Here is a 17,840-nt window from a genome sequence, read left to right on the forward strand (position 1 = left end):
GCGCAATCAGAGCGTCATGCCCCCGGAGGCCTCGATCACTGCGCCGTTGATGTAGCTCGCCTCATCGCTGGCCAGGAAGGCGTAGATATTGGCAATCTCCTCGGGCTGCCCCAGCCGCCGCAGCGGGACCTGTTCGCGCATCTTGGCCAGGACCTCGTCCGGCACGGTCGACAGGATCGGTGTGTCGATAAATCCGGGCGCGACGGCGTTGACGCGGATACCCTTTGGCCCGAGTTCCCGGCTCCAGGTCTTCGTGAAACCGATCACCCCGAACTTTGCCGCCGCATAGTTGGTCTGGCCGAAGTTGCCATAGAGGCCGACCACCGAACTTGCGTTCAGGATGACCCCGGACGCTTGCGCGATCATCCGGTCGGCTACGGATTGCGTGGTCTGGAAGACGCCGCGCAGGTTGACGTCGATGACATCGTCGAACTGCTTCAGTGTCATTCTCTGGAGGCGGGCGTCACGGGTGATGCCGGCGTTGTTGACCAGGGTATCGATCCTGCCCCACCAGTCGCAAACCTGCTCCACCATATCGTCGACGGCGTCCCGGTCCGAGACATTGATGGCGAAACCCCGGGCGTCGGCGCCTGCCTGCCGACACGCATCGACGACCGCAGATACCGCGTCGCCATTCACGTCGCATGCCACGACGATCGCGCCTTCGCGGGCAAACTTCAGTGCCGTCGCCGCGCCGATGCCCTGGCCTGCGCCCGTCACGATTGCCACTTTGCTGCTCAGTCTCATGAACTACCTTCCCGTGGTGAAAATACGAATCCGCGTGCCGCCGCGCAATCGCGGCGGCATGCGGCGTCAGACCCCCTGCGCAAGCGCCGGCTCGCCGCCGGTGCCGCGTGTCTCGAGCTGGATCGCCCTGGCGAGCAGCGGTACCAGCAATACGCCCAGCACAGCGGCGCCGACGACCACGGCGAACCCCGAGGTGCTCTTGCCCGTCGTCGCTTCCGCCATCCCGAACAGATAGGGGCCGACGAAGCCGCCCATCAGGCCAATGGTGTTGATGAACGCCAGGCCTGCGGCAGCATGGATGCCCTGCAGCCGCTTCATCGCGATGGCCCAGTAGGAGGGCAGGACACCGCCGCCGAAAAACGCGGTGGCCGCGAACAGCACGATCTGAAGCGTCTGGTTGGTCGTGGTGAAGACCGCACCGGCACTCGCGGCCAGGCCCGCCGTCAGCACGCCGAGGTACAGGCAGTCGGCATCGATGCGGCGATGAATGCGCGGCAGGATCAGCACGCCGCCCAGAAAGCCGATGCCCACGCTGCTCGACAGCAGGCCAACGACCAGGGGCGATGTCACGTGCATCTGGTGGATCATCGCCGGCGTGAAGAACACGAGGCCGACAAAGGCCACCTGATTCAGAAAGTAGATCAGCCCGATGAGCACGGTGGTGGGGCGTTTCAGTGCGGCCATCCAGTGCGCGGAGGTCAACTGTGCGTGATCTTCGATGACCGCACGGCTTTCGAGGATCCGGGCTTCCGCGCGGGACAGCCAGCGGGCATCGCTCGGCCGCTCGGGCAGCTTGAAGTACAGCAGGATGCCGACGAAGATCGTCGGCAGGCCTTCGAGCAGGAACATCCATTGCCAGCCGTGCAGGCCGCCCACGCCATCGAGCTGCATCAATGCACCCCCGAGCGGATTGCCGATCACGAGCGCAATCGCGGGTGCCGTGTAGATCCAGCCAACGGCGACCGGACGTTCCCTGGGCGCGAACCAGAGCGTGACCATGTACATCAAGGCGGGAAACAGGCCGGCTTCGGCAATCCCGAGCAGGACGCGAAGCGTGTAGAAGGACCACTCGCCCTGCACGAACATCATGCAGGCGGACAACGCGCCCCACGTGACCGCGATGCGGGAAATCCAGCGCCGCGGCCCGACGCGGTGTGCGATCAGGTTGCTGGGCACTTCGAGCAAGGCATAGCCGATGAAGAAGATGCCGGCGCCGAGCCCGYAGATGGCCGCGCTGATGCCCAGGTCGGCCGCCAGCTGCACCTTGGCCAGCGCCACGTTGGTGCGGTCGAGATACGACATGAAGTAGATCGCGCACATCAGCGGGATCAGTTTCAGTATGGCCTTGCGCGTGGCAAGGCGGTGCATTTCGTCACTACCGGAATCAAGAGAGGTCGTCACCATGATGTCTCCACGAAGGAATCTGTTTTTTGTAGTCATGACTGCCTGAACCGACGGGCATCCTGTGAGTGCGGCCTGCGTGCCGGCGAGCGAAGGAGGTCGCGCCAGCACGAGTTGCCCGGCCAGGATCGTCAGAAGTTCACGTTGCCGGCGCCTTTCAGCCCGAGCATCTGGCGGGCTTCATCCGGCGTGGCGATCTCGAACGACAGCTCTTCCAGGATGCGGCGGATCTTGCGCACCTGGTCGGCATTGGTCCTCGCCTTTACGCCCTTCGAGATGTAGACGCTGTCCTCCAGGCCCACGCGGACGTTGCCGCCCATGATGGCGCCCATCGTGACGAGCGGCATCTGGTGCCGGCCGGCCCCGAGGATCGAGAATTGATAGTTTTCGCGCCCGAACAGCCGGTCGGCGGTGGCGCGCATCATGGCCAGGTTCTCGGGGTCCGGGCCCAGCCCGCCAAGAATGCCGAGCACGGACTGGATGAAGAACGGCGGCTTGACGATGCCCTGGTTGACGAAGTGGGCCAGGTTGTAGAGATGCCCGACGTCGTAGCATTCGAACTCGAACCGCGTGCCGTGTTCCTGGAACTCGGTGAGGATGCCCTTGATGTCCTTGAAGGTGTTGCGGAAGATCATGTCTTCCATGGACTCGAGGTAGGTTTTCTCCCAGTCGAACCGCCAGGCGCTGATCTTCTCCGCGACCGGGTGCAGCGAGAAATTCATCGAGCCCATGTTCAGCGAGCACATCTCCGGCCGCGCCAGCCGCGGATAGGCCAGCCGCTCCTCGAGCGTCATGCGCGTGCTGCCGCCCGTGGTGATATTGATGACCGCGTTGGTGGCGCGGGCGATCGCCGGCACGAACTCCTGGAAGATTTCCGGACGTGGCGTCGGGCGGCCGTCGCGGGGATCGCGTGCATGCAGGTGGAGGATGGCCGCTCCGGCCTGTGCCGCCTCGATGGCCTGCGACGCAATGTCCGCGGGTGAAAGGGGCAGGAATTCCGACATCGAAGGGACATGCGCGGAACCCGTCACAGCACAGGAAATAATGACTTTATGGCTAGCGTTGCTCATTGGGAGAATCGTCTCGGTATCAAGCGGTCGCATGGTGCGCCGGCTCTTGTCGAACGGATAATAGTTCGATAGCATGCGCGGCGTAAGGTCATTTCCGGACACTACGAAGGCAAAAAGGGACAACTTGGGGAGACGCCGTGGCGCCGAGATTTCCACTGCATAACGAGCGCATCCATGCGCCATACAAGATCGCGGCGCTGGTCGAGGTGCTTGCCGAACAGGGAATCGCACCGGCAGACAGTCTGAGGGGCACCGGAATCGATGCCGACGAGTTGTCCGGCACGTCGGTCTTGACGTCCGTGCGCCAGTACATTGCCGTGTGCAAGAACGCGCTGAACTTGTCGAGCGATCCGGCCACGCCTTTCGAGGTCGGCTCACGCCTGCATCTGTCGGCCTACGGCATGTACGGGTACGCGTTGATGTCTTGCCTGTCGCTGCGCGACTACTTCAGGCTAGGCGTGAAATACCACCGGCTGGCAACGCCGACGCTGGCGATCGATTGGACCGAATATCCCGACAAAGCGGTCTGGACGTTCCCGGACGCATTCATTGCGAGCGCATCCGCTGAGTTGCGCCAGTTCCTGATCGAGCAGCAGTTTGCGCAGCACGTCACGCATCTGCAGGACGTCGCGGGCCGAAGCTGCCCGCCCGTCAAAGCCTGCTTCCCGTATCCGGCGCCGGCCCATGCCGGGCTCTATCCAAAGTATCTTGGCTGCCCTTGCGCATTCGGGCAGCCGCAATACGAACTCATCTACGACAGCGCCATCCTCGAGCATAAGCCGCAGCTGGCCCACCGGCACTCCGCCGCCCTGATCCAGGAGACATGCGACCGGCTGGTGGGACAAGCCAAGACCTCCGTCGGCGTGTCTGGCGAGGTGTACCAGATCCTGATGCGCGAACCCGGCGTCTTCCCGGGCATGGAAACGGTGGCGGAAACGCTGGGCATGACCAGCCGGACGCTGCGGCGGCACCTGGGAACGGAGGGCACGTCGTTCGGTGCCATTCTGGATGATGTGCGTTTTTCCCTGGCGACGGAGTACCTGAAGACGACCAGGATGAGCACCGATGACATCGCCTTGCTTCTGGGCTTCAGCGACGGCGCCAACTTCCGGCGTGCCCGCAAGCGATGGGCAGAGAAAGAAGCGACGCCACCTCACTAGCGCAGCCCGGGAAGTGGAATGAGTCCAGCGCCCCGGGAAAGCCCGCGCGGGTTTTACACACGATCTCACGCAAGCCAGCCCGAAAGCTGGCTTGCGCATGACGCTACGGAGTCGTCAGGTCGTCGTCAGGCCGTCGTCGTATCGGCGTCAGGCGACGCTGCGGGGAGTCCCGGCACGTTCCGGCGCAGTGCTGACCACGCTCAAGCGATCGGCGTCGTCACGTGCAACCTGAGCGGTTCAGGCTGTGGCGACGAGGTCGATGCGCAATGCTTCGCCACCGGCCGCGATAGCGAGCAGGCGGTCAACGTTCGGGTGCGCACCCGGACGGTTGCGCGCGTCGACCGTGTGCTCGGCAAACACCGCGAGGCCGTGCTCGGCCGCGGTGGCGTCCAGGGCGCCGAAGGCTTGCCGGAGATAGTGGTACACCGCCAGGGAGCCCTGCTTGCCCGGCTTGTTCTCGATACTTGCCACCACGGCGCCCTTGCCGTCGACGAGATCGATACGATCGATACCGTCGATGGCGGGCAGTTGCGCGAGGTTATCCTTGAATACGTTGCTCGGTTGAATCACTTAAAACACTCCGTTGTTTCGGGAAACTGCTAGGTGGCCGTATTTTATCTGATCGGGTGCCGCGCCTGTTGCCTGTGCCGGCTGCTGTCTCGGCGCGCCGTGCAAGTCGCCTGCAACCGTTGCGTTGGCGGTGGTATCCGCCGGGAGATGGCATTGCCATGATTTCGGGCTCCGTGTTTTCGATTGCGGATCAAGCCATGATCGGTGCCAGCGCGGCACCGATCCGGAGCGCTTGCGCAGGCGAGATCATCGCGTTGAGCGTTTCGCCGAAGCGCGGAATCTGCACGCCCGACGCGATGTACTGGAAGCGATACGCGGCAAGAACGGTGTTCGTCACGGCATCCATGTCGGCGCTTGTCATGGGCCGGTTGCAAAGCGCGATGAAGTAGCGCGTGTCTGCGGCTGACTGGGCTTGCAGAATCGCGTCGATGGCGCCCACCAGCGCAATCAGGTCGTCCACGGCTGCATCGCGCGCTTGCGGCGAGACTTTGGCGTTCTCACGGACCCATTCCAGCTCGTCCAGAATCGCGTGCTGCGATTCCTCCTTCCAGTGGAACAGGAACACATCCTTGAACAGGGGCGAAAGCTCGCTGTCCGGCGCGATGCTGGCCCGGTAGTGGGCTTGCGTGAACAGTTCGATCAGACAAGTCAGCGCCAGCACCGACCACGTCGATTTGCCCAGTACGAACGACGCGACGTCATCGGGCCGCGGTCCGAACTGGTACCCCGCGGGCATCTGGGCGCCTATCATGGTCTCGATCCGGCGAAACAGCGCCTGGTGCTTCAGCTCCTCGTCGGTGAAGCGCACCAGTGCCTCGAGTGCGCCCTGGTCGCCAAGCCAGTGGTCGCGGCTCACCTTGAGCATCTTGGCGCCGATGAACCGCTCTACCAGGCCGAAGATGTTGGCATACGAGCGGCCCTGGATCTGCGACAGCAGGCGACGCTCGATGCCGCTCAGGAACGGCAGGCGATCGACGAAGGACAGGCCGTCAGGCAGGAATTTCTTCGTGAAGTCGAAATCCCGTTGGCGCAGCACATCGCGATCAATGTCCCACCGGACGCGCCTGGACACTTCCACGCATCTGGCGTAGCGCGCGGAATCGACATAAGGCTGCGAGGGAGGGAGCTGAGCATCGGATGCGGCATGCCGGGTCCTGAGTGCGGCGAGATCGGCATTGGGCAGGGAAGGTGAGGTGGCTGCGGACATGACTGCTCTCCTGGGAGACGGGGTTGGGGCTGGTGTTGCTGTGGTGTTGCAGTGAAAATGCGGCCGGCTGCGTCCAAAGAAGCGCCGCATGGGTTGCGGGATCGCCAGGTTCTTCCGGAGCAGGCGCATACAGGCCGTGCATTGCCCGCCTGTTTGGCGGGAAACGCCGCAACCCTCGGTGCGGCCCTGCTTGAGCCGAATCCTCTTGCGTGTGTTGGCCTTCAGGCACGGGGCTAGTATCCTGACGGCAAGCGCGCCATTGAATAGCCGGGCGTCCGGATTTCTTGTGCGCGACCCCAACATTGCGCAACTGCTGCCATGGATGCTCTCTCCGATGTGCTGCGCGTCATCCAGTTGACGGGGGCAGTTCACCTCGACGGCAGCTTCTCGGCGCCCTGGTGCGTCATCGGGCAGGCCGACTCGGCGCTTTGCTCGGCATACCTGCCAGCCTCCGGGCGGGTCGTCTCGTTCCATCTCGTCACGGAAGGCAGGTGCTGGGCGATGCTGCCAGGCGATCCGGCGAGCGCGCTGCTGGCGGAGGCCGGCGATGTCATCGTGGTGCCGCAGGGCGAGACCCACGTGTTAGGCAGTTCCACCGATCTGTTGCCGGAATTCCTGGCGCCGCTCCTGGCTGAGCATGTCGAGGCAAAGCCCGGCGAAGTCATGACGCTCGTCCACGGCGGCGGCGGCGAGCTCACGCGCATGGTGTGTGGCTTTCTTGCCATGCAGGACAATTCGCGAAATCCCCTGCTTTCCGCGCTGCCCAGGCTGTTCACGGTGAGCATGCGCGGATCCAGCGCGTCGTGGCTCGAATCGTCGCTGCGCTTCGCGACCGAGGAGGCGGCCTCGGCGCAGGCAGGCAGCGCCACGGTGCTGGCCAAGCTTGCGGAGCTGGTGTTCGTCGAAGCGGTTCGTCGTTACGTCGGCACGATGGCCGGCGATCGCAAGGGGTGGCTGGCGGGATTGCGCGATCGCTTCGTCGCGCGAGCACTCGCGCTGATGCACGCGCGACCGGTGCACGACTGGACCGTGGATGCGCTCGCGCGCGAGGTGGGCATCTCGCGTTCGGGGCTGGCGCAGCGCTTTACCGAACTGGTCGGGCTGCCACCGATGCAATACCTGGCACTGTGGCGCCTGCAGCTCGCCGCGCGGCAGCTTCGCCTCACTGATGCGTCGCTGGCATCGATCGCCGAGGCTGTCGGATACGAATCGGAGGCCTCATTCAATCGCGCGTTCAAGCGGGAGTTCGGCGAGCCACCCGCGACATGGCGCAGGAAAGCGGCTGGCGCCCCGACCGGGGACAAAGGAGCCACAGCCGACGCCGCGTCGGACGTAGCCAACCCCGCGTGATTGCCGGCATGGCGGAGGCGGGGACGGCGCCCCGTCCCCGGGGCGTACCGATGCCGTTTCGGCTGTCGTGTATCGTTGAGGGCTTGCTCGCAAACGCGAGGTTTTCACCGGGGGCACAACAAATGCTGACGATCTGGGGCCGGGCGAATTCGGTCAATGTGCAGAAGGTGCTGTGGTGCTGCGACGAACTCGGCTTGTCATTCGAGCGGATCGACGCCGGCATGCAATTCGGCCGCAACCATGAGCCTGAGTACCTTGCAATGAATCCGATGGGGCGTATTCCGACGCTCATCGATGGCGATTTCGTGTTGTGGGAGTCGAATTCGATCCTCCGCTACCTGGCGATGCAGTACGGGAAGGGCACAGCGCTGTACCCGGCGGATCCGAAGCTGCGCGCCAGCGTGGATCGATGGCTCGACTGGTCCCTTTCGACGCTGCAGCCAGCGGAACGGCCAGTCTTCTGGGGCGTTGTGCGAACGCCCGCCGCCGAGCGCGATATGGATCGCCTGAAGGCGGACGCCGCCAACGTGGCCGGCTTGTGGCAGACACTGGACAGGCATTTGCAGGGGCGCGATTATCTCGAGAGCGGCGAGTTCACGCTCGCCGACCTGGTGCTCGGCGCCTATGCGCGCCGCTGGTACGGGCTCGATGCCGAGATCGAACGTCCCGCACTGCCGGATATGGATCGCTGGTACGAGCGCGTCAGTACGCGTGCCGCCTTCGGGCAATATCTCGCCGCGCCGCTTAGCTGAGCCGCACGCAGGTGCGCGCGAATCAACACTTCACCTACTGTTTCCGATGACCATCATCCTGCACACCTGGAACACCCCGAACGGACGCAAGATCAGCGTTGCACTCGAGGAAATGGCGCTTCCGTATGCCGTCAAGACGGTGAACATCACCAAGGGCGAGCAGCACCATCCGGACTTCCTGCGCATCAGCCCGAACAACCGGATCCCGGCCGTCGTCGATCCCGATGGCCCCGACGGGCAGCCGATCAGTGTGTTCGAATCGGGCGCGATCCTGCTTTACCTTGCCGAGAAGACCGGCAAGTTCCTGCCTGCGGCCTTGCGCGACCGGGTTTCGGTGCTGGAATGGCTGATGTGGCAGATGGGCGGCTTCGGGCCCATGCCGGGACAGGTGCATCACTTCCGCACGGTCGAACCGGAGGCTGACCGCCACTATGGGCTCAAGCGCTACTCGGAGGAAACGACCCGGCTTTACGGCGTGCTGGACCGCCGGCTCGCGGAAGTCGAGTTCGTCGCCGGCGAGCTTTCCGTGGCGGATTTCGCGATTCTGGGCTGGGCGTGGCGGCATGAGCGCCACCAGGTATCGCTCGATCGCTATCCGAACGTGCGGCGCTGGTATGACGCCCTGTTCGCGCGGCCGGGCGTGCAACGCGGCTTTGCGGTCAAGCTGGACGACTTGCCGTAGCCTGCAACGCCTCTGATGACGATGCCGCGCCGCTGCCCCCGTGACATGCAGCGGGCAAGGGATGCCCGAAGACGGATCCTCAGATGGCGGCGGCATCGCACGCACGATTCAGTTCGGCCGCGGCCATTCCCGCTACTTCCGAGACCCTCCGGGAGGCGTGCGTCGTCCCATCGTATTGCCACCTTCGCGGGCCTTGGATGGCGCCGGCACCTTACCTTCGGGCGCCTCGTGCAGAGCCCGGCCAGGTGTTGGCACGCGACCCACTGTTGCGCCGCATATTGCGCCGCTTGTTGGCTGCGCCCCATCACTTGCTCCCCGGTTTAGGCTCCTCCGCGCACACCCATTGCCGCTTGGCACATGGCATGGCGCGTGCTCTGTGGAAGGTAGAACGTCGTGCGCGCCGTTCATTCCCCCACGCTTCGAAGGAGCACACCATGAGATTCAAGTTCGGCAGTTTCGTCATTTCCGCGGCCGTCGCCGCCGTCGCTCTCATTGCCGGCGCCGCTCAGGCCTCTGGCCCAAATGACAGCACCTTGTCCGCTGACAAGTACGGCTACAACTTCCGCGTTGGCAAGACTGATGCCTTCACCGACGGTGCTCGTACCGGCAAGTTCGACAGCTTCGGCGAAGGTGCCCGCCAGGTCGATCCGTACACCGATGGCGCACGCACTGTCGCCGGGCTGGACCGCAGCGGCGTATCGTCCGATCCGGCGCGCAGCGTCGATGTCTACCTCGACGGCGCCATGGCCTGAGTGACTGCGTGTCCGGCCGGCTGGCCGGGGCTGACACGCAAGGGTCTCGCCCAAGTCCACAGGTATGGACTTGGGCAAGACCCTCTTTCCCATTGGCGCAGCCGCGCGTGGGCTCATCGGGGCCGTCCCGGCCGACGACGCACTCCCTGTCCGGCATTGCGTACTTCGGCGGCGTTCGCCTGAACTCCGACTATCAGTCGAGCGCGGAACGCGCGGTGGCCGCGGCGGCCGGGTTCGCGCTGCGGCGGGCCAGCCGAACCGTCATGCTCCGCGAAGCCTCAGGCTGGCGCGGCGCAGGCCCGGCAGCGGCCGACCAGCGCGCTCCTGACATGGGCAGGGCGCAGTCCCGCCGATGCCAGCCGGGCTTCCTGCATGGCAAGCAGCGCGGCGTCGAAGACCTCGTCGATCTGGCCGCAGCCGCTGCAGAACAGATGCTCGTGCGCGGGGCGGTCCGCGAGTTCGTAGAAGTGGGTCAGCTTGTGGTCGCCCGAAGGAACGGTGACGCGGAAGATCAGTCCGCTCTCGGTCAGCTCGTATAGTCCGGCCCGGAACGTGGAAAGCGCGGTCCGGTAAGGGGACGACACCATGGCGCGGCACAATTGCTCGGCGGTCGTGTGCCTGGCGGCGCTTTCCCGGAGAACCAGCAAGACGGCCATTCGCCCCAGGGTCACAGGCAAGCCGCTGTCCGCGATCGCCTGCGCGGCCAGGCGGCCGCTCTCGCCCCAGGCGGCGCCGGGCAAGGAGTCTCTGGCACGCCGGCTGGCGGCCAAAGCATGAAGGGAGGCGAAGCGCCGGACGACTCTGGGTGGCATCGGTAGGCTTGGCCGCACGCCTGTGGGGCGGTGCGGCCGGGGCTGGGAGGAAGCGGGCGGTAGCGTGCGCAAGGCCGCAGCCACGGCCGCTAGTGCGGCGGCGATGCCTGCCAGGTGGCGGGTGCCGTCGTCCGCGGGCCGGCGGGAATCGTCAGGGTTGCCGTGGCGCGATGCCGCACGGCGGCGTAAGCGGTGCCGTCGAACGTGCCCGGAGTGCGCTCCAGGTGGATGACGTGCAGGATGTATTGTCCGCGCCAGGGGAACGCGAAGCGCACCAGGCCGTCCTTGCCGGTGGTCGCCTCGCGCGTCCAGGCGTTGGACGCGATGACGCGCACGTCGGCCGCGGCGAGCGGCGTGCCGCGGAAGACGACGCGATATTCGCCCGCGCTGCCCGTGGGCAGGATATCCAGCGGCATCGACGTGGCCACCTCGGCTGCCGCTGTCGACTCGCCGATCAGCCGGGCATAGAACATGGGTTTGACCACGCCGAGCCCCGCGTGGGTCCAGTCCTTGACGGCATAGGCGCCTTCGCTCGCCAGCACGGCAATGCCACGGGGCTGCGAGGCGAAACGGAAGCCGCCGGCTTCGCGGCTGGCGGTGAGCGCTGCGGTCTGCCCGTCCCGGCCGAGCGCGCGGATTTCCGGGCCCGGCATTTCATCGAGGCGCCCGGGAGAGCGTTCGCGCAGCATCTCCTCGTACTCGCCGAAGTAGAGGTGGGCGCTGACCTTGTCCTGTTCCAGCCAGAGATAGTGAGCCCGGGCGGGCGCGACGAAGGCGGCGCAGGTGAGCGCAAGTGCGATGCTGGCGAGAAATGCGTGCTGTTTCATGGGTTCCTCACTGGAAGCGGTAGCGGGCGGTCAGCATTGCGCTGCGCTTGTCGCCGGGCAGCGCGCCCGAGAAGGTCGGCGAGACGTAGTAGGCCTTGTCGGTCAGGTTGCGCAGGTTCAGGCTCACGTCCCAGGTCTTGCGGCGGTAGTAGACCGCCGCATCGAGCACCACGTACGACGGGACGCGATACAGGTTCAGGCTGTCCGCGTAGCTGTCGCCCTTGTACGTCAGGCCCAGGCCGACGCCAAAGCCATGCAGGGCCTGCTGCTGGAAGTCATAGGTGGTCCACAGCCGGCCGCCGGTGCGGGAGACCCCGGCCGGGCGGGTGCCGGCGATGCTGCGGTTGGTGACGCCCATCGCGGCGTTGGATGCCAGCGCGTTGGACTTGACCTCGACGTCCTGCAGCACGAAATTCGCCAGCACCGTCCAGCCGGCGAGCGGGCGGGCAGTCAGCTCCAGTTCCATGCCGCGCGAGCGGTCCCGGCCATCCGGCGTCGGGCTCAATGCGCCCGGCAGCGTGATGTAGTAGTCCTTGCGCTCGGTCTCGAACAGCGCCAGGTTGGTCTGCAGGCGGCCGTCGAGGAAGTCGGCCTTGACCCCGACCTCTTTTTGCAGCGCGCTTTCCGGCTGGGTGCTCAAGGCCGCGGGCTCGGTCGAGACGTTGATGAACTTGCTGGTCGACACGCCGGCATAGAGCGACACCGATTGCAGCGGCTGCCATACCGCGCCGAGCGAGCCCGACGTGAGGTTCTGCGTGTCGCCGATGCTGCGAAAGACGCCGCCCTGCGTGCCCACGTCGCTGAACTTGACGCGGTCCGTGCGCACCGCCGCCCGCACCTTGAATTGCTCGCCGAACGCCAGCTGATCCTGCAGGTAGACGCCGAAGTCCTCCTGCTTCAGGACCCGGTTGAAGCCCTGGGAGACGACCGGGGCCAGGCCATTGAGCGTGGTTTCAGGCACGACTGGCGCATTGATGTTGGCGATGTTGGGCAGGTTGTAGCCGTTGCGCACCGTGTTGATATGCGTGTCGGAATACTCCATGCCGAACAGGACGGTGTGGTCGACCGGGCCGGTACGCGTCTTCCAGACCAGTTCGTTCTGCGCGAGGATGAAGTGCCCGTCGTCCGTCTGCGTGCGCGCGGCGCGTCCCGTCATCTGGTTGAGTGCGTTGCCGCCGTTGCCGCCGGCATTGCGCGTCATGTCCAGGCCGCGCTCGTCATAGATGAAGGCGGTGCGCATGGTGAGCGCGGGATCGATGCGCCAGTCATGGCTCAGCGTCACCCGGTCGATGGTCTGGCGGGTGTCGTTGAACGGGCTGTAGTAGCGCGCGTCGCGCGGTGCGGAGGCGATCTTGCCCTGGTTGTTGAAGACGATGCCGTAGTTGTCCGGGACGATGCGGATGTCGCGGTGATCGTAGTCGAGTGTCAGCGTCTTGTTGGTGTCGTACGCCCAGGCAAAGGAGGGCGAGACTTCCTTGATATCGCGCGACAGCCCGCGATAGCCGTCGCTCTTCTCGTAGTCGGCGATCAGGCGCGTGGATAGCTGCGAGCTTACCGGCCCGCCCACATCCACATACGTGCCCCAGGTGCCGAAACTGCCGCCGAAAGCGCCGATCTCGGCCCCGAACTTGCTGAGCGGGGCCTTGGTCACCACGTTCACCGTGCCGCCCGGCTGGCCCGAGCCATACAGCGCAGACCCCGGCCCCTTCAGTACCTCGATGCGCTCGACGTCATACATGGTGCGGTAGTAGCCGTTCTGGCTGGGGCCGTCCAGGTAGCCGTCGCGCAGGAAGCGCGTGCCCAGCCCGCGGATGGTGTAGTTGTTGGCAAAGCCATAGCCGCCGGCCAGCTGGGGTTGCACGCCTGCCGAATTCTGCAGCGCGTAGTTCATGTCGACCGCACCCTGCTCGCGCAGCACGCTATCGGGGATCACCGTGATCGCGGCCGGAATGTCGCGCAGCGGGGTTTCCGTCTTGGTGCCGGTCGTCACCGTGTCCCGCAAGCTGCCGGCCGGGACCTGTCCGGCCGAGGCGGTGACCTCGGGCAAGGTATGTTCCGGCTGCGCGGCCTGTGCGCGCGCCGTAGCGGGCAGGCCGGCGATCAGGGCATAGGCGATGGCGGCAAGCGCGTGGGGGCGGGGCGCGAGGCGGGGTGGGAATGCACGTGTCATGAAGGCTGGAACTCGAGGAGGTGGCGCAGCAGGCCGGTCAGTCGTCGTCGCCCGACCGGCCTTGCGGCCCTCGGAGCGGAGTCAGCGAAGGCTAATGCGAATCATTCTCGAGTTCAATTCAAAAACGGCGGAGCGAGGCGGATGTCCCCCCTGTACGGGGCATTTGCCTTGTAAGCACTGGCTTTGCGGCCGCTGTGCGCGCGCGGACGGGGCAAATGTCCCGGAGAAAATATGCCTCATGATCATCTTTTTATTGTGGGAGCCGGACCGCAAAAAACCGGTCTTTTCCTAAGAACAAGAATCAGTTACATTTGACTCCCCGTCAGGGCCGGCACGCTGCAGCCGGATTGCGCCGATGGTCTTGCTGCCCGGAATTCGCCACATGTCACCCAAGCTTTTGCTCCTGCTCGCCATCTTCCCTGCCTACCAGGCATGGGATCTCAGTCAGATACACCTCAGCAGCGGCGTGAACTACCACCTCCTGACCGAGGCGGTCGCGACCATCGTTTTCGTGTGGATCCTGGTTGTGTTCGTGCGGGAGCGGCAGCGCGTCGCGCGCGACTTTGCGGAATTGCGCAATGCGGCGCAGGCGAGCGAGCGCGCCATGATCGAGCGCGATACCGCTGCCAAGCAGAGCACGCGGCATTTTCTTGTGCAGATGCAGGAGCAGTTCGACGCGTGGAACCTTACGCCGGCCGAAAAGGACGTGGCCCTGCTGTTGGTCAAGGGCCTGTCGCTAGAGGAAATCGCGGGCCTGCGCGAGAGCCGCGCCAAGACCGTGCGCCAGCACGCTGCCAACGTTTATGCCAAGGCGCAGCTCGAAGGGCGCCACCAGCTTGCGGCCTATTTCCTGGAGGACCTGATGGCTCCCGGCGTCGCCGGCTGAGCGGGCCGGCGCCGGGGCGAGCCGATCTCCGCAGCATTGCCGGGGCGGCGTGCCAGGCAAAAAAAATGGCCGCGCGGGGCGGCCTAGGTCGTACGGGTCAAGATACGAGAGAGCCCAGTATCGCGTTTGTTCCGGGTGCGTGCTATCCGTCAAATGGCGGATGGTGCGCCCCGGAGGGCGCCGTCAGGGCCGGATGAGGGAAACGTCAGGCCGAAGATGCCTTTGTGTCTTTGCTGAAGGGCTCGGCATTGCGCGGGAGCCGATGCGTCCCGTTGCCGTCCTCGAGCAGCAGCTCGACGCCCTTGCGCACAGCGAGGCTGGTCGCCACGACTATCGCGTCTTCCTGGCGTTCGAATTCCAGAATCCCGTTGCGGGTTCCGGACAGTTTGACGATCCAGCCGGCGCGCGAGGCGCAAACAATCAAATCGCGGCGCATCTCGATAATCCTCCGAGGTGTCTTGACTAACCTGATAGCGCAATCCTGATGCGTGCCTAGTCGACCAGCGGTGATTCCTGTGCACGCGAATTCTAATTCAATTGGCGTTGGACAGTTGCCTAAATACTGCCGGCTGGAAATGCTGCGTCGCGCAACAAGAAGAAAGAAATGCGGACTGCGCAAGCAAAGCCAGCGGCGTTCGCAAGTCCCCGCGCATGACCCGCAAGGGGTGCCCGCGATAGTCCGGGATCATCCCCCCGATACGTGACGTTGGCCATGTCCCCGGCAGCGATCGTGCCGCCTTGCCCGTGCTTCCCCTTCGTCGCGCCGGGACAGCATGCGTGCTGGCCAGCCTGTAACGGATGACGCCGGGCTTCGTGGACAATCTGCAGAACTTGATCATGTTGTGATGTACCGGAAATGAAGGCGCTGGGGGAGGCAGAAGATGCCGGACAAAAAAATTGGAAAGTCCGCAATCCATGCGGGTTTTTTTGCGATATACTTCGGCTCCCCCGAAGCAGGGCTTGATCCACCGAGGCCTGCGGACTGTTAATCCACAGGTCCCTGGTTCGAGTTCAGGTCGGGATGCCAATACGCGGGAGTAGCTCAGTTGGTAGAGCGCAACCTTGCCAAGGTTGAGGTCGCGAGTTCGAGACTCGTCTCCCGCTCCATTGCTAAATGCATTAGAGCAATTGCCCATGTGGCTCAGTGGTAGAGCACTCCCTTGGTAAGGGAGAGGTCGGCAGTTCGATCCTGCCCATGGGCACCACTTTCCTGCGCCGACGTTCGCGGCGCGCGCACCAGCTTGCAGGCTGATCTCCTGTCCCGGTTCAAAGGGACAATGCCATCCCGCACCTTTGCCGAGTTCGCCATTCGTTGGCGCGTCCAGGCCGTGGCGACATGGCAGGGATCAGGCCCTTCAATCTCCATATACGTGAAGCCTGGCATCCTGCCCGCCGCTGCATCCTCGTGCCGCTGCCGCCAAGGCGTGTTCGCCGTCGGCATCGGGATCGGCATGGCTGGCGTTGTCGATGACGGTGCTGAGCTTGTCTGCGTCGATATTGTTGGTGAGCGCGACCGTCTCGCCGGCGAGGAACGCGGCTGTCAGTGCCGCGGTGATGGCGAAGACGGTATAGAGGGATCTGGCGTTCATGGCTTGTTCCTTGTGAGTGGCCCACCGCGCCCAGCGCGCGAAGCGCGTGGCTGGCGCCCGGCCTTCGATTCACTATGCACAGGCCATGCCATCCTTCCAGGGCGTATCGGGTGCGCGGGCCGGCCCAAATCGCGCAACGGATGACGGGTTCCGCCCAACAGCGGGACCAATGCGTTGGCCTGGATCCAACGATCTCCGGCCGACTTGTGCGAGGATTCTGTTCTCGCGGCCGGTTGCGCTGGCGGCTGGGCGCCGGCACCGTTCGAACGCATTGCTTACGTTACCTTGGGAAATTAGATGAGATCGTCCGTCAAGCTTTTCGCGCTATGTTCCTTCGCAGCCATGCTGCTCTCGCCGGCGCTTGCGCAGACCGACGGGAAGCCGCTGCGGATCATCGTGCCCTTCGCTACGGGCGGGTCGCAGGACGTGATTGCCCGCTATCTCGGCGAAAAGCTCGGGAGCCGCCTGGGCGTGCCGGTCATCGTGGAAAACAAGGTCGGGGCTGGCGGCATGCTGGCCGCCGACTACGTGGCCAAGGGCCCGGCGGACGGAACCACGGTGTTGCTGGCCACGGGCGGCGCGATTTCCATCGCACCGTCGCTGAACCCCAGGCTGCCTTACTCGCCGCAGAAAGACCTCGCGCCCGTGGCGCTGATCGCGGATACGCCGATGACCGTCGCCGTGCGTGCCAACAGCGCCTACAAGACGCTGGGCGACGTGCTGAAGGACGCCAGGGCGCATCCCGGTGTGGTCAGCTTCGCCTCCACCGGCAACGGCACGGTGTCTCATCTCAGTGGCGAACTGCTGGCGCAGGCGGCGAACGTCCGCCTGCTGCACGTGCCCTATCGCGGCGCCGGTCCGGCGCTGACCGACCTGCTGGGCGGGCAGGTGCAATTGCTGATGACCAGTGCGGCCTCGATCGAGCCGATGGTCGAGAGCGGCAAGGCCCGCCTGCTCGGCACGTTCTCCCGGACATCGCTGCCGGGGCTGGCGAACCTGCCTACCGTCAGCGATGTCACCGGCCTGCAGGGGCTCGAGGCGCCCGTATGGGTGGGCGTGATGGCCCCGGCCAGGACGCCGGCGGCCCGCATCGAGAAACTGTCGAGCGAACTGGTGGCGCTGTGCAAGCTGCCCGAGACGCGCACCCACTTCGCGCAACTGGGCGCGGTACCTACCTGCGGCGATCCGGGGGCGTTGCAGAAAGTCGTGACGGATGACACCCGGCGCTGGGCAGAGGTCGTCAAGCGCGGGGGGATCAAGCCGGACTGACGAAGGCGGCTGGCAGGCGGGCGCCGCCGGCCCCGCTGCGATGCGGGGCGCCGCGCAAGGCGGCGCGAGCAGCGATTTACCTCGGTGAAGAACAGGCCGACCCCGATCCTGCCCGGCATCCCGCATCGCAGACCACCGCCCCCGAGCTGTCAAGGCTCGCGCCGCCGCCCACGGCCGTGGAGCACTGCACATTGCCCTTCATGTCGAGTGCGCACCGGCCCGCGCCGCAGCGGGCATCGCCTTCCCGGTCCAGCGCGATGCCGCCGCCGTCTTTCGCACAGCGCACCTCGCCGGAGCGGGTCATCATGCAGGCGGAGTTGCTCGGGCAGTTGACGGTGCCGCGGTAGTCCGGCGCGCAGGTTGCCGCGAGCGCTGCCTGTGCGGCAAGGGCCAGCGCCAGGCCGAGTAATTGGTTCTTGAGTTGCAGGACTGCCATTCTTCTTGTTCCCCCTTATTTTTTTGCTTTCTTAGGGCGCGTGATTGCGCGCCCGGCGGTGATTGTACTCATGTCGGCCGGGCGGGAATTTTCGATCGGATGGGGCAATGCCGGATTGCCCCACGGGACTGGCGCGTATCGTGCTGCCCGGAGAGCGCGG

General features: G+C 65.2%; 18 protein-coding genes and 2 tRNA genes. 9 read left to right on the forward strand and 11 right to left on the reverse strand.

What is annotated here, in order from left to right; all coding sequences use genetic code 11:
• Positions 1–6 precede the first annotated feature (6 nt).
• The 3 genes from fabG to AB4Z48_RS18590 all read right to left on the reverse strand — a co-directional run bounded on the left by fabG (position 7) and on the right by AB4Z48_RS18590 (position 3,218).
• Entirely contained in the window at positions 7–747 is a 741-nt protein-coding gene (gene fabG / locus AB4Z48_RS18580; protein ID WP_441616537.1) for a 3-oxoacyl-[acyl-carrier-protein] reductase, read from the reverse strand.
• Positions 748–813: 66 nt separating this feature from the next.
• Positions 814–2,151 carry an MFS transporter gene (locus tag AB4Z48_RS18585; protein WP_441616539.1) on the reverse strand — a complete coding sequence of 446 codons (1,338 nt, stop codon included), beginning with the start codon at positions 2,149–2,151 and terminating at the stop codon, positions 814–816.
• Between the two features lie 128 nt (positions 2,152–2,279).
• Positions 2,280–3,218, reverse strand: a complete 939-nt coding sequence (locus tag AB4Z48_RS18590) for a 3-keto-5-aminohexanoate cleavage protein (RefSeq protein ID WP_441616541.1) — start codon at positions 3,216–3,218, stop codon at positions 2,280–2,282.
• Positions 3,219–3,355: 137 nt separating this feature from the next.
• On the opposite strand from AB4Z48_RS18590, the gene AB4Z48_RS18595 reads away from it, so the two are divergent.
• The gene (locus AB4Z48_RS18595) at positions 3,356–4,378 is read left to right on the forward strand and encodes an AraC family transcriptional regulator ligand-binding domain-containing protein (protein ID WP_441616543.1); all 1,023 of its coding nucleotides are present in this window, start codon (positions 3,356–3,358) and stop codon (positions 4,376–4,378) included.
• Positions 4,379–4,615: 237 nt separating this feature from the next.
• Here the strand turns inward: AB4Z48_RS18595 and AB4Z48_RS18600 are convergent, their stop codons facing one another.
• Together AB4Z48_RS18600 and AB4Z48_RS18605 are read right to left on the reverse strand one after the other, a co-directional pair.
• Positions 4,616–4,948, reverse strand: coding sequence for a DUF2322 family protein (locus tag AB4Z48_RS18600; protein WP_441616545.1), 333 nt, complete (start codon positions 4,946–4,948; stop codon positions 4,616–4,618).
• 190 nt (positions 4,949–5,138) lie between these two features.
• Positions 5,139–6,155: a hypothetical protein gene (locus tag AB4Z48_RS18605; protein WP_441616547.1), complete on the reverse strand. Its 1,017-nt coding sequence runs from the start codon at positions 6,153–6,155 to the stop codon at positions 5,139–5,141.
• A gap of 318 nt (positions 6,156–6,473) precedes the next feature.
• Here AB4Z48_RS18605 and AB4Z48_RS18610 point away from each other — a divergent pair, with 318 nt between their 5' ends.
• The 4 genes from AB4Z48_RS18610 to AB4Z48_RS18625 all read left to right on the forward strand — a co-directional run bounded on the left by AB4Z48_RS18610 (position 6,474) and on the right by AB4Z48_RS18625 (position 9,691).
• Positions 6,474–7,505, forward strand: coding sequence for an AraC family transcriptional regulator (locus tag AB4Z48_RS18610; protein ID WP_441616549.1), 1,032 nt, complete (start codon positions 6,474–6,476; stop codon positions 7,503–7,505).
• A gap of 122 nt (positions 7,506–7,627) precedes the next feature.
• Positions 7,628–8,257 (forward strand): glutathione S-transferase family protein, encoded by a 630-nt coding sequence (locus tag AB4Z48_RS18615; protein ID WP_441616551.1) that lies wholly within the window; start codon positions 7,628–7,630, stop codon positions 8,255–8,257.
• Positions 8,258–8,303: 46 nt separating this feature from the next.
• Entirely contained in the window at positions 8,304–8,939 is a 636-nt protein-coding gene (locus AB4Z48_RS18620) for a glutathione S-transferase family protein (RefSeq protein WP_441616828.1), read from the forward strand.
• 434 nt (positions 8,940–9,373) lie between these two features.
• Complete coding sequence (locus tag AB4Z48_RS18625; RefSeq protein WP_441616553.1) at positions 9,374–9,691, forward strand: hypothetical protein; 318 nt, start codon at positions 9,374–9,376, stop codon at positions 9,689–9,691.
• Between the two features lie 278 nt (positions 9,692–9,969).
• Here the strand turns inward: AB4Z48_RS18625 and AB4Z48_RS18630 are convergent, their stop codons facing one another.
• From AB4Z48_RS18630 to AB4Z48_RS18640, 3 genes are all read right to left on the reverse strand, one after another.
• Positions 9,970–10,431: a Fur family transcriptional regulator gene (locus tag AB4Z48_RS18630; RefSeq protein WP_441616555.1), complete on the reverse strand. Its 462-nt coding sequence runs from the start codon at positions 10,429–10,431 to the stop codon at positions 9,970–9,972.
• Between the two features lie 161 nt (positions 10,432–10,592).
• Positions 10,593–11,330 (reverse strand): DUF4198 domain-containing protein, encoded by a 738-nt coding sequence (locus tag AB4Z48_RS18635; protein WP_441616557.1) that lies wholly within the window; start codon positions 11,328–11,330, stop codon positions 10,593–10,595.
• A gap of 7 nt (positions 11,331–11,337) precedes the next feature.
• The gene (locus tag AB4Z48_RS18640; protein ID WP_441616559.1) at positions 11,338–13,500 is read right to left on the reverse strand and encodes a TonB-dependent receptor; all 2,163 of its coding nucleotides are present in this window, start codon (positions 13,498–13,500) and stop codon (positions 11,338–11,340) included.
• 355 nt (positions 13,501–13,855) lie between these two features.
• Here AB4Z48_RS18640 and AB4Z48_RS18645 point away from each other — a divergent pair, with 355 nt between their 5' ends.
• A complete protein-coding gene (locus tag AB4Z48_RS18645; protein ID WP_441616561.1) occupies positions 13,856–14,386 on the forward strand; it encodes a helix-turn-helix transcriptional regulator in 531 nt (176 codons plus the stop codon).
• 205 nt (positions 14,387–14,591) lie between these two features.
• On the opposite strand, the gene AB4Z48_RS18650 is transcribed toward AB4Z48_RS18645, so the two are convergent.
• Complete coding sequence (locus AB4Z48_RS18650; protein ID WP_441616563.1) at positions 14,592–14,822, reverse strand: DUF2188 domain-containing protein; 231 nt, start codon at positions 14,820–14,822, stop codon at positions 14,592–14,594.
• A gap of 595 nt (positions 14,823–15,417) precedes the next feature.
• Here AB4Z48_RS18650 and AB4Z48_RS18655 point away from each other — a divergent pair.
• Positions 15,418–15,493 (forward strand) — tRNA-Gly (locus AB4Z48_RS18655).
• 23 nt (positions 15,494–15,516) lie between these two features.
• Positions 15,517–15,591, forward strand: a tRNA-Thr gene (locus AB4Z48_RS18660).
• Positions 15,592–15,741: 150 nt separating this feature from the next.
• On the opposite strand, the gene AB4Z48_RS18665 is transcribed toward AB4Z48_RS18660, so the two are convergent.
• Positions 15,742–15,975, reverse strand: coding sequence for a hypothetical protein (locus AB4Z48_RS18665; RefSeq protein ID WP_441616565.1), 234 nt, complete (start codon positions 15,973–15,975; stop codon positions 15,742–15,744).
• A 297-nt stretch (positions 15,976–16,272) separates the two neighbouring features.
• Here AB4Z48_RS18665 and AB4Z48_RS18670 point away from each other — a divergent pair, with 297 nt between their 5' ends.
• On the forward strand, positions 16,273–17,244 hold the full coding sequence (locus tag AB4Z48_RS18670; protein ID WP_441616567.1) for a Bug family tripartite tricarboxylate transporter substrate binding protein: 972 nt from the start codon (positions 16,273–16,275) through the stop codon (positions 17,242–17,244).
• Between the two features lie 76 nt (positions 17,245–17,320).
• Here AB4Z48_RS18670 and AB4Z48_RS18675 read toward each other — a convergent pair whose 3' ends face one another.
• On the reverse strand, positions 17,321–17,680 hold the full coding sequence (locus AB4Z48_RS18675) for a hypothetical protein (RefSeq protein WP_441616569.1): 360 nt from the start codon (positions 17,678–17,680) through the stop codon (positions 17,321–17,323).
• Positions 17,681–17,840 lie beyond the last annotated feature (160 nt).

The organism is Cupriavidus sp. 2TAF22, assembly GCF_052115045.1.
Classification (GTDB): Bacteria; Pseudomonadota; Gammaproteobacteria; order Burkholderiales; family Burkholderiaceae; genus Cupriavidus.

What these genes read in the sequence shown, in the direction of transcription:
- fabG (WP_441616537.1), bottom strand. Translation starts at nt 747, where the DNA reads ATGAGACTGAGCAGCAAAGTGGCAATCGTGACGGGCGCAGGCCAGGGC.
- AB4Z48_RS18590 (WP_441616541.1), bottom strand. Translation starts at nt 3,218, where the DNA reads ATGAGCAACGCTAGCCATAAAGTCATTATTTCCTGTGCTGTGACGGGT.
- AB4Z48_RS18605 (WP_441616547.1), bottom strand. Translation starts at nt 6,155, where the DNA reads ATGTCCGCAGCCACCTCACCTTCCCTGCCCAATGCCGATCTCGCCGCA.
- AB4Z48_RS18610 (WP_441616549.1), top strand. Translation starts at nt 6,474, where the DNA reads ATGGATGCTCTCTCCGATGTGCTGCGCGTCATCCAGTTGACGGGGGCA.
- AB4Z48_RS18615 (WP_441616551.1), top strand. Translation starts at nt 7,628, where the DNA reads ATGCTGACGATCTGGGGCCGGGCGAATTCGGTCAATGTGCAGAAGGTG.
- AB4Z48_RS18620 (WP_441616828.1), top strand. Translation starts at nt 8,304, where the DNA reads ATGACCATCATCCTGCACACCTGGAACACCCCGAACGGACGCAAGATC.
- AB4Z48_RS18625 (WP_441616553.1), top strand. Translation starts at nt 9,374, where the DNA reads ATGAGATTCAAGTTCGGCAGTTTCGTCATTTCCGCGGCCGTCGCCGCC.
- AB4Z48_RS18635 (WP_441616557.1), bottom strand. Translation starts at nt 11,330, where the DNA reads ATGAAACAGCACGCATTTCTCGCCAGCATCGCACTTGCGCTCACCTGC.
- AB4Z48_RS18640 (WP_441616559.1), bottom strand. Translation starts at nt 13,500, where the DNA reads ATGACACGTGCATTCCCACCCCGCCTCGCGCCCCGCCCCCACGCGCTT.
- AB4Z48_RS18645 (WP_441616561.1), top strand. Translation starts at nt 13,856, where the DNA reads ATGGTCTTGCTGCCCGGAATTCGCCACATGTCACCCAAGCTTTTGCTC.
- AB4Z48_RS18650 (WP_441616563.1), bottom strand. Translation starts at nt 14,822, where the DNA reads ATGCGCCGCGATTTGATTGTTTGCGCCTCGCGCGCCGGCTGGATCGTC.
- AB4Z48_RS18665 (WP_441616565.1), bottom strand. Translation starts at nt 15,975, where the DNA reads ATGAACGCCAGATCCCTCTATACCGTCTTCGCCATCACCGCGGCACTG.
- AB4Z48_RS18670 (WP_441616567.1), top strand. Translation starts at nt 16,273, where the DNA reads ATGAGATCGTCCGTCAAGCTTTTCGCGCTATGTTCCTTCGCAGCCATG.
- AB4Z48_RS18675 (WP_441616569.1), bottom strand. Translation starts at nt 17,680, where the DNA reads ATGGCAGTCCTGCAACTCAAGAACCAATTACTCGGCCTGGCGCTGGCC.